The 14,033-nt window shown below is 52.5% G+C and carries 19 protein-coding genes and 1 pseudogene; 12 read left to right on the top strand and 8 right to left on the bottom strand.

Annotated elements, in window-relative coordinates; translation table 11 throughout:
• Nucleotides 1–17: 17 nt before the first annotated feature.
• The gene (gene yoaI / locus AC4OVS_RS13355; RefSeq protein WP_017384693.1) at nucleotides 18–119 is read right to left on the bottom strand and encodes a small membrane protein YoaI; all 102 of its coding nucleotides are present in this window, start codon (nucleotides 117–119) and stop codon (nucleotides 18–20) included.
• Nucleotides 120–403: 284 nt separating this feature from the next.
• Here yoaI and AC4OVS_RS13360 point away from each other — a divergent pair, with 284 nt between their 5' ends.
• The 3 genes from AC4OVS_RS13360 (at nucleotide 404) to AC4OVS_RS13370 (ending at nucleotide 4,340) form a co-directional block, all read left to right on the top strand.
• Nucleotides 404–1,735, top strand: coding sequence for a glycoside-pentoside-hexuronide (GPH):cation symporter (locus tag AC4OVS_RS13360; protein ID WP_491922486.1), 1,332 nt, complete (start codon nucleotides 404–406; stop codon nucleotides 1,733–1,735).
• 15 nt (nucleotides 1,736–1,750) lie between these two features.
• Complete coding sequence (locus AC4OVS_RS13365) at nucleotides 1,751–3,787, top strand: glycoside hydrolase family 31 protein (protein WP_491922487.1); 2,037 nt, start codon at nucleotides 1,751–1,753, stop codon at nucleotides 3,785–3,787.
• A 106-nt stretch (nucleotides 3,788–3,893) separates the two neighbouring features.
• The gene (locus tag AC4OVS_RS13370) at nucleotides 3,894–4,340 is read left to right on the top strand and encodes a DUF441 domain-containing protein (RefSeq protein WP_063163243.1); all 447 of its coding nucleotides are present in this window, start codon (nucleotides 3,894–3,896) and stop codon (nucleotides 4,338–4,340) included.
• Here the strand turns inward: AC4OVS_RS13370 and AC4OVS_RS13375 are convergent.
• On the bottom strand, nucleotides 4,324–5,115 hold the full coding sequence (locus tag AC4OVS_RS13375; RefSeq protein WP_491922488.1) for an AraC family transcriptional regulator: 792 nt from the start codon (nucleotides 5,113–5,115) through the stop codon (nucleotides 4,324–4,326). The genes AC4OVS_RS13370 and AC4OVS_RS13375 overlap by 17 nt on opposite strands.
• 99 nt (nucleotides 5,116–5,214) lie before the next feature.
• Between AC4OVS_RS13375 and AC4OVS_RS13380 the strand changes: the two genes are divergently transcribed.
• Nucleotides 5,215–6,402: a CynX/NimT family MFS transporter gene (locus AC4OVS_RS13380; RefSeq protein WP_023299822.1), complete on the top strand. Its 1,188-nt coding sequence runs from the start codon at nucleotides 5,215–5,217 to the stop codon at nucleotides 6,400–6,402.
• A 31-nt stretch (nucleotides 6,403–6,433) separates the two neighbouring features.
• Here the strand turns inward: AC4OVS_RS13380 and AC4OVS_RS13385 are convergent, their stop codons facing one another.
• Complete coding sequence (locus AC4OVS_RS13385) at nucleotides 6,434–7,141, bottom strand: CTP synthase C-terminal region-related (seleno)protein (RefSeq protein WP_022647780.1); 708 nt, start codon at nucleotides 7,139–7,141, stop codon at nucleotides 6,434–6,436.
• Between the two features lie 150 nt (nucleotides 7,142–7,291).
• On the opposite strand from AC4OVS_RS13385, the gene AC4OVS_RS13390 reads away from it, so the two are divergent.
• Nucleotides 7,292–7,636: a DUF488 domain-containing protein gene (locus tag AC4OVS_RS13390; protein WP_022647779.1), complete on the top strand. Its 345-nt coding sequence runs from the start codon at nucleotides 7,292–7,294 to the stop codon at nucleotides 7,634–7,636.
• On the opposite strand, the gene AC4OVS_RS13395 is transcribed toward AC4OVS_RS13390, so the two are convergent.
• Both AC4OVS_RS13395 and AC4OVS_RS13400 read right to left on the bottom strand, forming a co-directional pair.
• Nucleotides 7,637–7,942 (bottom strand): hypothetical protein, encoded by a 306-nt coding sequence (locus AC4OVS_RS13395; protein ID WP_023299820.1) that lies wholly within the window; start codon nucleotides 7,940–7,942, stop codon nucleotides 7,637–7,639. It lies immediately after the preceding gene.
• Nucleotides 7,943–8,022: 80 nt separating this feature from the next.
• Complete coding sequence (locus AC4OVS_RS13400) at nucleotides 8,023–8,277, bottom strand: putative hemolysin (RefSeq protein ID WP_022647777.1); 255 nt, start codon at nucleotides 8,275–8,277, stop codon at nucleotides 8,023–8,025.
• A 313-nt stretch (nucleotides 8,278–8,590) separates the two neighbouring features.
• Here AC4OVS_RS13400 and AC4OVS_RS13405 point away from each other — a divergent pair, with 313 nt between their 5' ends.
• Genes AC4OVS_RS13405 through yoaJ form a run of 3 tightly spaced genes read left to right on the top strand, consistent with a single transcriptional unit; the run spans nucleotide 8,591 to nucleotide 9,838 of the window.
• Entirely contained in the window at nucleotides 8,591–9,619 is a 1,029-nt protein-coding gene (locus AC4OVS_RS13405) for a sensor domain-containing diguanylate cyclase (protein ID WP_022647776.1), read from the top strand.
• A gap of 45 nt (nucleotides 9,620–9,664) precedes the next feature.
• Entirely contained in the window at nucleotides 9,665–9,763 is a 99-nt protein-coding gene (locus tag AC4OVS_RS13410) for a YoaK family small membrane protein (protein WP_015570793.1), read from the top strand.
• Nucleotides 9,764–9,838, top strand: coding sequence for a protein YoaJ (gene yoaJ / locus AC4OVS_RS13415; RefSeq protein WP_071785224.1), 75 nt, complete (start codon nucleotides 9,764–9,766; stop codon nucleotides 9,836–9,838).
• 53 nt (nucleotides 9,839–9,891) lie between these two features.
• Here the strand turns inward: yoaJ and AC4OVS_RS13420 are convergent, their stop codons facing one another.
• The gene (locus tag AC4OVS_RS13420) at nucleotides 9,892–10,140 is read right to left on the bottom strand and encodes a GlsB/YeaQ/YmgE family stress response membrane protein (protein ID WP_022647775.1); all 249 of its coding nucleotides are present in this window, start codon (nucleotides 10,138–10,140) and stop codon (nucleotides 9,892–9,894) included.
• A gap of 370 nt (nucleotides 10,141–10,510) precedes the next feature.
• On the opposite strand from AC4OVS_RS13420, the gene yncL reads away from it, so the two are divergent.
• The gene (gene yncL / locus AC4OVS_RS13425) at nucleotides 10,511–10,603 is read left to right on the top strand and encodes a stress response membrane protein YncL (protein ID WP_071524166.1); all 93 of its coding nucleotides are present in this window, start codon (nucleotides 10,511–10,513) and stop codon (nucleotides 10,601–10,603) included.
• Between the two features lie 123 nt (nucleotides 10,604–10,726).
• Nucleotides 10,727–12,226, top strand: coding sequence for an EAL domain-containing protein (locus AC4OVS_RS13430; RefSeq protein WP_192970197.1), 1,500 nt, complete (start codon nucleotides 10,727–10,729; stop codon nucleotides 12,224–12,226).
• Between the two features lie 4 nt (nucleotides 12,227–12,230).
• Here the strand turns inward: AC4OVS_RS13430 and AC4OVS_RS13435 are convergent, their stop codons facing one another.
• Both AC4OVS_RS13435 and AC4OVS_RS13440 read right to left on the bottom strand, forming a co-directional pair.
• A complete protein-coding gene (locus tag AC4OVS_RS13435) occupies nucleotides 12,231–12,476 on the bottom strand; it encodes a DUF2543 family protein (RefSeq protein WP_022647773.1) in 246 nt (81 codons plus the stop codon).
• A 76-nt stretch (nucleotides 12,477–12,552) separates the two neighbouring features.
• Nucleotides 12,553–12,723, bottom strand: a pseudogene (locus AC4OVS_RS13440) (NADP-dependent isocitrate dehydrogenase); the annotation flags it as partial.
• Nucleotides 12,724–13,208: 485 nt separating this feature from the next.
• On the opposite strand from AC4OVS_RS13440, the gene AC4OVS_RS13445 reads away from it, so the two are divergent.
• Both AC4OVS_RS13445 and AC4OVS_RS13450 read left to right on the top strand, forming a co-directional pair.
• Nucleotides 13,209–13,499 (top strand): hypothetical protein, encoded by a 291-nt coding sequence (locus tag AC4OVS_RS13445; RefSeq protein ID WP_491922489.1) that lies wholly within the window; start codon nucleotides 13,209–13,211, stop codon nucleotides 13,497–13,499.
• Between the two features lie 125 nt (nucleotides 13,500–13,624).
• Entirely contained in the window at nucleotides 13,625–13,864 is a 240-nt protein-coding gene (locus AC4OVS_RS13450) for a DinI family protein (RefSeq protein WP_068795469.1), read from the top strand.
• Nucleotides 13,865–14,033: the final 169 nt, after the last annotated feature.

Raw genomic sequence — 14,033 nt, forward strand, 5'->3', positions numbered from 1 at the left:
CAGAGGCTGGCTAACGGTCAGCCGTTTTCCAGCAGCAGCACGGAAGCAATCAAAATAATCGCGATGATAAAAAACGATGAGGAGATAATCAGCGTTTCGACAAACATAGGATCGTTCATGATGCCCTCTGCTTTGCCCATTTCCTTTTTTTTACTCCCGCATAATGACAGTTAAATGACAATGACGCGTCCGCGAGATGACGATTTTTCGCTGAAACGATTCGCTGTTAACTCCCCTCCCCCATATAAAGTCACTGTTTAAATACTTTATTTGTTACCGGTATCACGAAAAGAAATTTACGTAACCCCGATGCCAGATCTCGCAATTGTTAACCTTTTCATGATGGTTAACCTTGTTTACGGAGCACCTCATAAATAAACCTTACACTGGCAAGGTGAATACAATGACCGAGATAATTACCCGTAAAGAAAAAATCAGTTATGGGTTAGGCGATATGGCGAGCCATATTGGGCTGGATAACGTCATTATTTTTCTGACGTTTTACTATACGGACGTGGTGGGGTTACCTGCCGCATTCGTGGGCACTATGTTTCTTCTGGCGAGAACCGCCGATGCCATAATTGATCCGGCGATGGGCTATATCGCAGACAGGACGCGTACCCGCTGGGGAAAATTCCGCCCCTGGATGCTGTGGCTGGCGCTGCCCTTTGGCGCAAGCTGTCTGCTGACCTACGCCGTGCCGGCGTCGCTCGACCTGCACGGTAAAATGATTTTCGCCACCGTCAGCTATACCCTGATGATGCTGATGTATACCGCAATCAATATTCCCTATTGCTCCATGGGCGCGGTAATTACGCCCGACAACGATGCGCGAATTTCCCTTCAGTCTTATCGCTTTTTCCTTGCCACGCTGGGTGGCGCGTTGTCGACATTCTTTATGATGCCGCTGGCAGAGTTTTTAGGCGGCGACGATAAATTACTGGGCTACCGCTGGGCGATGGCCATTATGGCGACCGTCGCGGTCATCATGTTCTGGATCTGCTTCGCGAATACGCGTGAACGTATTAAGGCTCCCGCCACCCACAATAATTATCTTGCGGAACTGCGGGATTTATTACGAAACGACCAATGGCGAGTTGTCGCCGTCCTGGTATTAGCCAATATTGGTTTTGGCGTTATTCGCCTTGGCGCAATGATGTATTTCGTCACTTATTATCTCGGTAGCGCAAGCTATTTTATGTGGATGCTCGGCGCGCATATTCTCGGGAAAGCCGCAGGCAGCGCGCTGGCCAAACGTCTGACGCAGAACGTCAGCAAAGTGCAGATGTTTGGATATTGTTCCGTACTGGCGGGGGTACTCAGCATCGCCCTGTTCTTTGCGCCTAAGTCGGTGCTTATTCTGGTGCCCATGACGTTTATCGTCTCCACCCTTTACCAGGCCACCACCACGCTAATGTGGGTGATGATGGCGGATGTCGCCGATTACGGCGAATGGAAACAGGGCAAACGCATGGACGGCGTGATCTTCTCCACCTTCCTCGCCGTACTCAAGCTGGGGATGGCGATCAGCGGCGCGATTGTTGGCTGGACGCTGGGCTTAAGCGGCTATGTTGCCAATGCCCCGGAACAAACTACCACGGCCATGTACTGCATCATCGCCCTCTTCACCGTCGTACCTGGCATCTTGTCGCTCTGCGCGTTTGCCACGCTGCGCTGGTACAAGCTCGACGACAGCACAATGCAATCCATCCATCTCGCCAAACACCCTGTTTAGAAGGACGCATTATCCATGAGTGAGCTGATTCAACATTCCAACTGTATCGAATGGCGTTTTGAACGCCAGATCCTGCGCATCGAACCCTGGGGAGAAAACAGTCTTCGCGTCAGGGCCACCTGCTCCCCGGCATTTGATGACGCCTTACAGGCACTGTTGCCCGCCGCCCCTTGCCAGGCCGAGATTGTCGCCGAAGCGGAAAGCCTGACGCTGCGCAACGGCAATATTACCGCGACCCTGAACCTTAAAGGTCAGCTGGCCTTCTACAATCAGCGCGGCGAACTGCTGCTGGAGGAGATGTGGCGCCAGCGTTCAACGGTGGGTATCGGTGCCAGCGAGAAGAGTCAGGATAAATATGTCAGCGCCCTGAAGCTGGATGGCCGCGAATTTAAACCGCTGATGGGCGGCAAATATCAGCTCACCGTCCGGTTTGAATCGCGTCCGGATGAACGCATCTATGGCATGGGTCAGTATCAACAGCCGTGGCTGGATCTGAAAGGCTGTACGCTGGAGCTGGCTCAGCGCAACTCCCAGGCCAGCGTGCCCTTTATGCAGTCCAGCCTTGGCTATGGCCTGCTGTGGAACAACCCGGCGATTGGTGAAGCCAGCTTTGCAAAAAATCAGACGGAATGGCGCGCCCGCGTCACAGGAGAGATGGACTACTGGATCACCGCCGCTGACACGGTGGCGGATATCACCCGCCAGTATGTGAAAGCCACCGGTACTCCGCCCCCCGCCCCGGCGTTTATCAGTGGGCTGTGGCAGTGCAAATTGCGATACCGCACCCAGCAGGAGGTGCTTGAGGTTGCGCGGGAGTATAGCCGCCGTAATCTGCCGCTGTCGGTGATGGTCATCGACTTTTTCCACTGGCCGAATCAGGGCACCTGGTGCTTCGACCCCGTAGACTGGCCCGATCCTGAAGGCATGGTCGACGAGCTGCGCGAAATGGGTATTGCGCTGATGGTGTCGGTGTGGCCAACGGTAGAGGCGCGCAGCCCCCTCTACCCGCTGATGAAAGCCAAAGGCTGGCTAGTCAGCAGTGAGCGCGGCGTGCAGGTCAACCTCGATTTTATGGGCAATACCACCTTCTTTGATGCGACCCATCCAGAGGCGCGGAAATTCGTCTGGGATACGGTGAAGAAAAATTACTACGACATGGGCATTAAGCTGTTCTGGCTGGACGAAGCGGAGCCGGAATACCGCGCCTATGATTTTGACAACTATCGCTACCACGCCGGTCCGGTACTGGAAGTGGGCAATCGCTACCCGCGTGACTTTGCGCAGGGCTTTTACGATGGGCTCCAGGCAAACGGCGAAACCGACATTATTAACCTGGTACGCTGCGCCTGGGCTGGCAGCCAACGCTTCGGCGTGCTGGCGTGGTCGGGTGATGTCCACTCCTCGTTCCATGCTTTTCGCAATCAACTCGCCGCAGGACTGAATATGGGGCTGGCGGGGATCCCATGGTGGACGACCGATATCGGCGGCTTCCAGGGAGGGAACGTTAACGACCCGGCGTTCCATGAATTGCTGATCCGTTGGTTCCAGTGGGCGGTGTTTACACCGGTACTGCGCATGCACGGCTATCGCGAACCGCAGATCCAACCTCCGGAGCGCTACCGTGACGGTATTCCTCAGTGTAACAGCGGTTCGCCTAATGAGCTGTGGAGTTACGGAGAAGAGAATTACGCCATCATGCAGCACTGGCTTACCGTGCGCGAAACCCTGCGCCCGTATATTGACGCGTTGTACCGGCAGGCTCATCTGCACGGAGACCCGCTCATGCGTCCGCTGTTCTGGCACTATCCGAAGGATAAGCAGAGCTGGGCGTGTGAAGATCAGTATCTGTTTGGTGAAGATCTTCTGGTGGCGCCGGTTATGCAGGCCGGTCAGCGTGAGCGCGATGTCTGGCTGCCGACGGGCAATAGCTGGATCGCCCTCAACGGTGAGCGCTACGCCGGTGGGGAGCATATCCGGGTGCCTGCGGCGCTGGAAACCATCCCGGTGTTTATCCGCGAAGGGAGTCCGCTTATCCAGCAACTGGTGGACTGACGTCAGGCAAATGCCCAAAAATAGACAATTTTTTCAGTAAAGCCTGCCTGCCGTCGCGTTTGTGCGTAAAGTAAGCAGGCTTACTATTTTTGGCAAGGATCCCGTCATGTTCGACCCTACACTACTCATACTTCTGGCCCTGGCTGCTCTGGGTTTTGTCAGCCACAATACCACCGTCGCGATTTCCATTCTGGTCCTGATCATCGTTCGCGTCACACCGTTGAACACCTTCTTCCCGTGGATAGAAAAACAGGGGCTTTCCATCGGGATCATTATTTTGACCATCGGTGTGATGGCCCCGATTGCCAGCGGAACGCTACCGGCCTCAACGCTGCTGCACTCCTTTGTGAACTGGAAATCGCTGGTGGCGATTGCAGTGGGCGTTTTTGTCTCATGGCTTGGCGGGCGCGGCGTGACGCTGATGAGCAGCCAGCCTTCTCTGGTGGCCGGGCTGCTGGTGGGCACCGTGTTAGGCGTGGCGCTGTTTCGTGGCGTGCCGGTTGGCCCGCTGATTGCTGCCGGACTGGTTTCGCTGTTTATCGGGAAGTCGTAGTCAGGCTTGCGATATAGCGGGCGGGCGTCTGTCCCAGTTCTTTCTTGAACATGGTGATAAAGGCGGTGGTGGAGTCATACCCCAGCGCCTGCGCCGCCTGCTGGACCGACTTCCCGCCGATCAAAAACTGCAATGCGACAATCAGCTGGAGCTGGTGTCGCCAGCGGCGAAAGCTTAAGCCGGTCTCTTTCACCACCAGTCGCGCCAGATTGCGCTCGCTCATGGCAAAGTGGCTGGCCCACTGCGCCAGCGTCTGCCAGGCGGCAGGTTCGTTTGCCATGGTCTCACTCATCAGACGAATTTTCGGATGCGGAGATACCGGCAGCTGGAGATGCTCCTGCGGTTGCAGGGGCAGTTCATCAAACAGGACGTCAACCAGCCTTCCGGTAGCGGGAAGAGGCAGTTCCGCCTGTGACCTGTCCGCGAGCGCCAGCACCAGCTCCCGCACCAGGGGCGATATTTTCAACGTACAGGTACGCGTCGGCAATTCGAGCGCGCCGGGTTCAATAAACAGCAGGCAGAGCTGCGCGCCGGGCGTCGCCTTGTTGCTGTGCGGCGTTTGACCCGGGATCCACACCGCATACTGGGGCGGCACCATCAGCATCGCGTTCTCTACTTCACAGGTGATCGCTCCTCCCAGCGCCATAATCAGCTGCCCTTTGCGGTGCTGATGCAGCGGAATGTACTGTTCTTGTGCCACCACGCGGATGCGAAAGGCCACCGCCGCGTCGTGCTGGCTATCGGGATCGTAGCCGTCGAGTCCCAGTCCATACATAAAGTTGTCCGATATTAGCGATAAACTGTCATTTTAGCCTGATTTCAACCACGACTTAAATCGGTATGGTATGCGCTCGCCTGAACGTAAGAGACAATAATGACTACTGCTATTCAACCTTCCGGGAAACAGGGCGCGCTGCTGGTTGCAGGCATCCTGATGATCGCCACGACGCTGCGCGTCACCTTTACCGGGGTCGCCCCCCTGCTCGACACCATCCGACAGGACTATGGCTTAAGCACGGCGCAAACCGGCCTGCTCACAACGCTGCCTCTGCTGGCCTTCGCCTTTATCTCTCCCCTTGCCGCAGGCGTCGCCCGGCGCCTGGGCATGGAGCGCAGCCTGTTTATCGCTCTGCTGCTGATTTGCATCGGGATTGGCGTACGTTCGCTGCCGTCGGCCTCGCTGCTGTTTATCGGTACGGCGATCGTGGGCTGTGGGATTGCGCTGGGCAATGTCCTGTTACCCGGATTAATCAAACGTGATTTTCCGGGCCAGGTCGCAAAACTGACGGGGGCTTATTCGCTGACGATGGGGGCCGCCGCTGCCGCAGGGTCGGCGCTGATCGTCCCGCTGTCGCTGGGGAATGCTGGCTGGCACGGGGCGCTGTTGATGCTGATGTTCTTCCCGCTGGTGGCGCTGCTGCTGTGGTTACCGCAATGGCGCCAGAGGCCGGCCGCCACCCTGACCGGCGCGGGCGCGTTGCACAATCGGGCAATCTGGCGCTCCGCACTCGCCTGGCAGGTGACGCTTTTTCTGGGCATTAACTCGCTGATTTACTACGTCATTATCGGCTGGTTACCCGCGATTTTACTTAGCCACGGCTACAGCGAAACGCAGGCTGGCTCCATGCACGGACTTCTCCAGCTGGCAACCGCTGTTCCCGGTCTCGCCATTCCGCTGATCCTGCACCGTCTTAACGATCAGCGTGGCATAGCCGGGCTTGTCGCTCTGATGTGCGCCGTCAGTGCGGCCGGGTTCTGGTTCGCGCCGGGGCTGGCCGTCGTCTGGACGCTGGTGTTTGGCTTTGGATCCGGCGCCACCATGATCCTCGGCCTGACGTTTATCGGACTGCGGGCCAGCTCGGCCCATCAGGCCGCCGCGCTCTCCGGCATGGCACAGTCGATTGGCTATCTGCTGGCGGCCTGTGGCCCACCGCTGATGGGGAAAATTCACGATACCGCCGGAGACTGGCGCATTCCGCTGCTGGCCTGCGCGCTGGCTGCGGTAGTGATGGCCCTGTGCGGCATGCTAGCGGGGCGTGACCGGGAGATCACACCCCGCTGACATTCAAGGCAGACCTGACGGTCTGCTTTTTTTATCCCTGCGCCGCCCGCAGCATGGCCTGTACCAGCACCACCGGGCGCCCTTGAAGCGCCGCCCGCTCATGCTGGAACAGGGTGATGACAAAGAAAGGATGGGTCAGCAGCTCTGCCGCGCGGATCTCGCCCTGCTCGTCCCAGCCCGTTACGCGCATGTCGCCCCGCTCAAGCTGGCTGGCAAACTCAGACGAGACGCCGTAATTGCAGTGATAACCTTCCTGAATTTCCGGCTTGCCGTACGCTTTGGCAATCAGCGTGTTGTTCCGCAGCTCAATCGCGTCGGTTTTTTCCACCAGCGAGCAGGCCAGCGGCGCAATCACCATCCTCCCCTCGGTATCGGTTTCGGCATGGCCTGCATCGTGCCAGCCCAGCACATTACGGGCATACTCAATCAGCGCATGCTGGAACCCGCCGCAGGTGCCGAGAAAAGGGATGCTGTTCTCACGCGCGTAACGCGCGGCAATAAACGCCGCCTCGGTGTTTTTATACGGGCTTGCCGGTACCAGCCAGATGGCATCATACCCGACCAGGTCTTCGGGGTTGGTCAGCTCAGGCGTGGCGAGCCAGTCATAATCAGCGGTGAGATCCAGAACCGCAGCGGCGTCGTCAATCGCCAGCGGGATCGCCTGGTGCGCAATAACATCGGGATTGTAATCACCAACCAGCGCAATGCGCAGCGTCGTTTTAACCGGGGAGAGTTCCATGAGAGATTCCTTATGCCGGAGGATTTTCAGATAACATAAGGAACCTCAGACTACCGATCTTTTGCAATTATCACAATACCTTAAATTGGGTGCTTAAACGCCGGGTGCTATAGTGTTCTTGCCGAACGTTGCACGGTAGGAGGAAAACGGATGATTCAATGTAAGCGCGTCTATGAACAGGCAACATCAGACGATGGTTACCGGGTGCTGGTAGACAGACTCTGGCCGCGAGGGATAAAAAAGACCGACCTCGCCTGTGATGAGTGGTGTAAAGCGCTAACGCCGTCCAGCGAACTGCGGAAAGCCTTTCACAGTGAAACGATCGATTTCACCGCGTTCAGTGAAGCCTATCGTAAAGAGCTGGCGCAGCAGCAGGATGAAGGCAAACGCCTGGCGGCCCTCGCCCGACAGCAGACCGTGACGCTACTCTATGGGGCGAAAAATACGGAGCAGAATCACGCGCGGGTACTGGCGGACTGGCTGCGTGAACTGTGATTAACCGATTGCCAGCTCATCCACGTTGTGTGGCATCTCGTCGGGAGTAAGCGGCATCAAATGTTCCGGGCGAACAAACGCAAAACCGTGCTGATTATCAAAGGCGTAAACATCACCGGTGACCAGCCACAGCGCACGCGCTGATGTATCAGGTAAATGCGTCATGACGCCGTTAACCGGGTTCACAAAACGCTGACCCGGCTGACAAAGGCCAAACAGCTCCACGGATTTACCGATATTTCGACGGCCCGCCGTCGTACGCGCACCCACAATTATCGCCATGCTGCCCGGTTTTAACTGAAACATACTTCTTCTCGCAAACGTACCGCCAGAAACTGGCTAAGAATAATCCTAAAGAGAAGTGTATCGCAGTTTTATTGCCGTTGTCATCTGGTCGGTTGCGGGTGATCGCGGCGATAGAGATCCCATTCATCGATCACTTCCCCGCCTGGCAATTTGCACTCGGTACGTACGCCCTGCGGGCTTTGTACAGGGATTTGCTCTCCCCCTTTCTCCAGACAGTACACTGACGCCGGATTTGCCATACCAATAGCGTGCGGCGGTTGAGGCGCATCGGGAGGAGGTGTCTTTGTTGAGCATGCGGCCAGCGGTAAAACCAGCGCCAGGAGAAGATATTTCATTATCATGATCCTTCAGGGTGTTGAAAACGTCAGAGTAACGGGTCATCGCCGTTTTCTCCATGATTTCTCCATTAAACCTGCACGATTCATCCCTATAGTGGTGTCTGTTCTCACTCTGACCAGAGAACATCATTCCGTAATCAAGATGTTTTGCCCCGATCTCAACATCGGGGCTTTTTTTTAGCCTCTCCTTCATCCGCTTTCAGAAGAATCTATAAAATTAATCCTGTTCATGTTTTACTATGACCGGAGTCTATATTTTCAGCATAACATGCAGATACAGAGGTCTTCTGCATGGGAGTCAACCTGCCTCATGTCAGATATCATTCTTGCCCGTGTTTCAGAAACCCTCTCCACCGAGCAATCTCTCGACAGTCTGGTGCGTCAGCTACTGGAAATGCTGGAAATTGTGACGGATATGGAATCAACCTACCTGACCAAAATCGATATCAACGCGCGTTTGCAGCACATTTTATATGCCCGTAACAGCAAGCAAATGCAGATCCCGGAAGGGTTCAGCGTGCCCTGGGACGAAACGCTCTGTAAGCGCGCCATGGATAGCGACACCTTGTTCAGTAACGAGGTGCCCGACCGCTGGCCGGAGTGTGAAGCGGCAAAAGCACTGGGTATTACAACCTATATGAGCGTGCCGGTTCACCTGGCTGACGGTTCTCTGTACGGCACGCTTTGCGCTGCCAGCACCGCACAGAAACAGTTCAGCGAGCGTGGCGAGCAGGTGATCAGGCTCTTTGCCGGGTTAATTGGTCAGTACATTCAGAAAGAGTCGCTTGTGCTTCAGCTTCGTGAAGCAAATGCGGCGCTCATTGCCCACTCTTACACCGACGCCCTTACCGGCCTGCCGAATCGTCGCGCCATTTTTGAAAACCTTACCACCCTGTTCTCACTGGCGCGCCATCTTAACCGCAACGTCATGATTGCCTTTATTGATCTCGATGATTTCAAGCGAATCAATGATCAGTACGGTCATGAAGCGGGCGATCGGTTCCTCGTTCAGGTCGGCAATCGACTGACTCACCAGCAAACGCAGGACGAAATTATCGGCCGGCTCGGCGGCGATGAATTTCTGGTTGCCAGCCTGAGTCACAGCGATGATGGCGACGCCAGCACAGAGGTCAACGCTATCAAAACCCGCCTCAACGGCCGTATCGCGGGTGAATATGGGTTAGGTAATGTCACTATTCTCTATCCCGGTGCAAGCTATGGCGTCGTTATTGTTGATCCTCACTGCACAGATGAAGATAGTGCCCTGCGCACCGCAGACCTCGCGATGTATCAGGATAAAAAAGGAAAAAACAAAACAGGCTTTGTCGCGTTAGATTAAAACCGTACACTCTACGGCCTTATACAAACTCAAACAGGTGATGGCATGAGAATAGGGATCCTCTTTCCGGTGGTTATTTTTATCACGGCAGTCGTGTTTTTAGGCTGGTTTTTCCTTGGCGGTTACGCCGCGCCGGGGGCATAAATGAGAAAAACGACCCTCATCATGCTGATTGTCGCCATCGTGGCCGTCGCCGGTACGCAGTTAGGCTGGTGGTAACGCCCAAAGTAAAAAGGCCGCCCTCAGGCAGCCTTTTTTAACACAGGTCAGATTTAGCTTTTGATTTTTCTGTAGATAAACAGAACAACCAGCGCGCCAATCACCGCGACGACAAAGCTGCCGAAGTTGAAGCCATCAACTCTGCCAAAGCCGAACAGGGTACTGATCCAGCCACCGACGACTGCACCCACAATCCCCAGAACGATCGTGACGATGAAACCGCCGCCATCTTTGCCCGGCATAATCCACTTCGCCAGGATCCCCGCAATCAGCCCAAAGATAATCCAGGATAAAATTCCCATAGCTTTCCTCTCTGTATGGTTTTTGTCATTAAATCAACGACACAGAAAAGGATAGCACAGGATCTGAGAAAGGAAATTTGTGATAAGAATCACACGGTTCGTTTGAGTAAAATCTAAGCAATAAAAATTGCCGTTCCACACTCATCGTGGGGTTGCATCTTTTACTGAGAAAGATTATCTTTCTCATTACTGAATAGTTGAGCAAATTACTCAGGTATTCAGTACGACATTGCTCACATTGCTTCCAGTATTTTTTGCCCACTTTTTAGTGGGCTTTTTTTTGCCTCACCCCACCAAAATCTGGCGTTTTTTCCCATGAGGTGAACCGCTATTCTCTGTGGCTACTGAACAGCAAAGTGAATCTGATAACATGAACGTATCGAGCAAGTTCGTCATCTGCCTTAATCTTGTTTCTGCCAGTACGCTACTCTTACTGCTCTCAACACGGTTTGAGTGGTTCTGAGATGTAATGAGTCGGCATGGTGGCTTTCCTTTCAATTACGTGCGGGCTCAACGCGCATACTTGTAGCTTTAATGACCTGTGTTAAGATCCCTGCACCTCAGGACGTGGCGGGACAGCAGGAAAATGATCAAGGCCATTGCCGTTGCTATCATCTCAACCTTTATGGTCGTCCTGTCGCTGTATGCGGTTAACGCCATTATCGTTGAGCAGCAAAAGGACCGGCAGAGGGAGATCTCCCACACGCTCTTACGCTATTCCGAAGACTTGACGCAAAATATCGCCAGTACGCTTAAAAATACCTCCGCGAAGGGATGCGATAACGCCAGCCTGAACGTCTACCGTAATTTAAAGATGCAGAGTCTCTATTTCGCCGATGTGGGGTTTATTGAAAATGGGAAAATCACCTGCACCGCATTTTGGGGCAAGCTGGCAAATCCCATCGCCCTTCCCTCTGAGCTTCACAACACCCTGAACGGATTCAGTCTGGCGCAATTTTCACAGAAAGATTTTTTTGTAGGCAATGCGACAATTTATAACCATCTTATTATCTTCACATCACGTTCAGCCTACGATAAATTCTCTCCGGTCACCGCCAACTATTCACTTCGTTCTACCACGAAAGATTTCGACCGAACCTTTTTTACCGTTACGTCACCTACAGAAAACCTTAGCCGCTTGTCGTCACTGTTATTCACGCAGACCGTGACGCAGTGCAGCACGCGCTGGGATTTGTGCGTTACCGTCACCCACCATAATGCCGGACTGGCATCGCTCTCCCGCGTAGTGATGGTGCTCCTGTGCCTGTTTTTATACTTTATCTGGGTATCCCTGACGCTGTTTTCTCTTCGACTTTATGAAGATCGACTTTCTCTTGAGCGAACGCTGGTCAAGGCGGTGATAGCGAATACTATCAGCGTTCATTTTCAGCCCATAATTCGGGTTGCTGATAAGAAAATCGTCGGGGTTGAAGTGTTATCAAGATGGCAGGATAACAATCACAAAGAGGTTTCTCCTGAGCTGTTTATCCCGTTAATAAAAAAAATTGGTCTGTATAACGTTTATTATCAGAACATGATAAAGAAATCCCTGGCGGAAATTGCCGGGCTGGCGGCCGAACATCAGTTAATGATTTCACTGAACGTTGGCCGGACGGAAATTGAAGACGGCAAATTTCTGGCGGTATTACGTCATGCATGCTTAGAGAACGCTATTCCCTTATCGTTAATCAAAGTTGAGTTATCCGAGAATGGCGTTTCCACCTCGGCCATCCTTGAAGAGTTTTGTGAGGATCTTAAATCGGCAGGCGTCAAAATTTCAATAGACGATTTTGGCGTGCAAAACTCTAATCTGGCAAGGCTGTCCAATCTCAAATATGACGAAATCAAAGTGGATAAGTCGTTAGTGGATGGCATCAACGAGCATTATAAACAGGATATCCTGGTGATCTTTAGCGACGCGCTCGCTAAACTGCACAAAACCCTGGTGTTTGAGGGAGTCGAAAGCGAAACGCAATATCAGTTCATCGCGCAGAGATACCCCGATGCCCTCGTGCAAGGCTGGTACTTTTCAAAATCACTAACCCGGCACGACCTCGCCAGCCTGCTGGCTTACTCAGCGCGATGACGCGTTATTCATTGCCCCATTGATTCAGGAAGTTCGCAATATCGTCAATGCGCGCTTCATCTATCTCCGCCTGGACAGCCATCTCCCGCTGCGCCTCTTCACTGATTTCCTCATTGTTGTATAAGCGAGTGAGCAGCAGCTGAAAATAGTGTGCCAGTGGCGTACGCTCCGCCTCTTCTGGCGGTTTTGCCGTTTCAGTCGCATACTCGTCGACGATGTCATAATACTTGAGCGGGATATCATGGGTCATAGCGTTGTTTTCCGTCTTGTGTGCATAAAAAACGGGAACCCTCAGGCTCCCGTTGTCATTTAACCCAGCGAGTGGATTACATGTTCGCGATAATCGCGTCGCCAAACTCTGAGCATTTCAGCAGTTTAGCGCCTTCCATCAGACGTTCAAAGTCATAGGTGACGGTTTTCGCGTTAATCGCGCCTTCCATACCCTTAACAATCAGGTCTGCGGCTTCGAACCATTCCATATGACGCAGCAGTATTTCATGAAGCCAATCATGACACATTGATTTTTAAGTAAAAACATCAGAAATAATGCTCTCGTCACACATTTTTAGCAACAGGCTAACCAGTTGATTGTATTTAAATATTTTTGAGTTTTGATAACCACTTTTCGTTTGAAGAGATTATCCTCTTCTAGAATACGCGAAATCATAAAGGTTTTTAAATCACGCCTATTTTAGAATTATCAATCACTTAAGTGATTTGCTTTCGCCAATGAAATATGATTATCAACTATTAACAATCAATAAGTTACGCACTTCACTGTTCCGAAATGGAGTAAGTTTTGGAGGTGGTTTTGTTGATGTAAGTGGATAAAATTGATATTGTACAATCAGTGCGTTTAGCCAGTATCATGACCCAAAGCCTAACCGCCACGTCGTTTATTCCAGCCCTTATTTTTCTATCTCTAACACTGCTACGTACCATGAGTATTGTGTTATCGAACCTTGAAAGTAAGGAGCCGCATATGAATAAATTATTCCGTTTTGCCTTGATTTTTGCGTCCAGTTTTTGTGAGACCGCTTGGGCTGGAATAGTAGGTGTGGTCTTTAGTGCCATGACTGGCCACTCCGAGGTAATCTCGGTACTGGCTAAGCGCACTTGCTCCTTACTTGAGATGCCGACATGGGGTGTCGGGGGTCGGAGGTTCAAATCCTCTCGTGCCGACCAAAAACATATTGAAAACCAGCCTCTTATGGCTGGTTTTTTTATTGGTAAATTTCTTGTGGGGAAGCATTGGGGAATAACCGGGGAATAACTACCCGTAATTTATGTTCAGACAGACGAAAAAAGCACATCCTGAAAATCGTTTCACTCACCTTGACACTGTATATATTTACAGTAAAAATACAACCTCCTCTCATAAAAATTTAGGAGACTATTATGTTCGTTGAGTTGGTTTACGATAAGCGAAATGTCCAAGGTTTGGATGGTGCCAGAGAAATTATTTTGGCTGAACTGACGAAGAGAGTTCATCACATATTCCCTGATGCTGAAGTGAAGGTAAAACCTATGCAGGCTAACGGCTTGAATAGTGATGCAAGCAAAAGTGATCGTGAAAAGTTGAACCGTATGCTGGAGGATATGTTTGAAGAGTCTGATATGTGGCTTACAAATGAATGAATTTCTTTACTGTCATCACAGCGAACCCGGCACCCCTACCGGGTTTAGTTTTTTCTTTTAGCTTTGTTGAAACTTTGCGTAGGTCCTTCCAGTTTCACAACGTATCGCTTTACGCCTCTCTTCCTGCTCAGCATAATCGCCACGAATCCGTTTGTATGACTTAACCAGC

Source organism: Enterobacter sp. 4974935, assembly GCF_058661735.1.

Coding starts and splice junctions, on each gene's coding strand:
- AC4OVS_RS13365 (WP_491922487.1), top strand. CDS start 1,751: ATGAGTGAGCTGATTCAACATTCCAACTGTATCGAATGGCGTTTTGAA.
- AC4OVS_RS13390 (WP_022647779.1), top strand. CDS start 7,292: ATGATTCAATGTAAGCGCGTCTATGAACAGGCAACATCAGACGATGGT.
- AC4OVS_RS13405 (WP_022647776.1), top strand. CDS start 8,591: ATGTCAGATATCATTCTTGCCCGTGTTTCAGAAACCCTCTCCACCGAG.
- AC4OVS_RS13450 (WP_068795469.1), top strand. CDS start 13,625: ATGTTCGTTGAGTTGGTTTACGATAAGCGAAATGTCCAAGGTTTGGAT.
- AC4OVS_RS13370 (WP_063163243.1), top strand. CDS start 3,894: ATGTTCGACCCTACACTACTCATACTTCTGGCCCTGGCTGCTCTGGGT.
- AC4OVS_RS13380 (WP_023299822.1), top strand. CDS start 5,215: ATGACTACTGCTATTCAACCTTCCGGGAAACAGGGCGCGCTGCTGGTT.
- AC4OVS_RS13410 (WP_015570793.1), top strand. CDS start 9,665: ATGAGAATAGGGATCCTCTTTCCGGTGGTTATTTTTATCACGGCAGTC.
- AC4OVS_RS13420 (WP_022647775.1), bottom strand. CDS start 10,140: ATGGGAATTTTATCCTGGATTATCTTTGGGCTGATTGCGGGGATCCTG.
- AC4OVS_RS13435 (WP_022647773.1), bottom strand. CDS start 12,476: ATGACCCATGATATCCCGCTCAAGTATTATGACATCGTCGACGAGTAT.
- AC4OVS_RS13395 (WP_023299820.1), bottom strand. CDS start 7,942: ATGTTTCAGTTAAAACCGGGCAGCATGGCGATAATTGTGGGTGCGCGT.
- AC4OVS_RS13385 (WP_022647780.1), bottom strand. CDS start 7,141: ATGGAACTCTCCCCGGTTAAAACGACGCTGCGCATTGCGCTGGTTGGT.
- yncL (WP_071524166.1), top strand. CDS start 10,511: ATGAACGTATCGAGCAAGTTCGTCATCTGCCTTAATCTTGTTTCTGCC.
- AC4OVS_RS13445 (WP_491922489.1), top strand. CDS start 13,209: ATGAATAAATTATTCCGTTTTGCCTTGATTTTTGCGTCCAGTTTTTGT.
- AC4OVS_RS13375 (WP_491922488.1), bottom strand. CDS start 5,115: ATGTATGGACTGGGACTCGACGGCTACGATCCCGATAGCCAGCACGAC.
- AC4OVS_RS13360 (WP_491922486.1), top strand. CDS start 404: ATGACCGAGATAATTACCCGTAAAGAAAAAATCAGTTATGGGTTAGGC.
- AC4OVS_RS13400 (WP_022647777.1), bottom strand. CDS start 8,277: ATGAAATATCTTCTCCTGGCGCTGGTTTTACCGCTGGCCGCATGCTCA.
- yoaI (WP_017384693.1), bottom strand. CDS start 119: ATGAACGATCCTATGTTTGTCGAAACGCTGATTATCTCCTCATCGTTT.
- AC4OVS_RS13430 (WP_192970197.1), top strand. CDS start 10,727: ATGATCAAGGCCATTGCCGTTGCTATCATCTCAACCTTTATGGTCGTC.